Below are 260 nucleotides of genomic sequence, written 5' to 3'. Positions count from 1 at the left end.
AGCGACCGCCGGTCTCACCACGGGTGAATACTTGCAGATCGTCCGGGCAGTAGAAGCCCCGGCGCACGATCAGGCCGATGATCATCATCACCATCCACGGCGTGGTGCAGGTGATGATCAGCACGGCGAAGGTCGAGACGCTTTGCACCAGGTTGGCGGCGAAACGTCCGATAAAGATGAAAGCTATCGACATCACCCCAATCAGCAATGTGGCCTTGACCCGCGACAGCAGGCGTGGGAACACGCTGGACATGTCCAGC

The 260-nt window shown here is 59.6% G+C and carries 1 pseudogene; it reads right to left on the bottom strand.

The features are described from left to right. Nucleotides 1-260, bottom strand: a pseudogene (locus tag SB765_RS30995) (cytosine permease); the annotation flags it as partial.

The organism is Pseudomonas sp. SIMBA_067 (assembly GCF_046534675.1).
In the GTDB taxonomy this organism is placed as follows: domain Bacteria; phylum Pseudomonadota; class Gammaproteobacteria; order Pseudomonadales; family Pseudomonadaceae; genus Aquipseudomonas; species Aquipseudomonas putida.
This window is presented reverse-complemented; position numbering and strand designations above follow the sequence as displayed.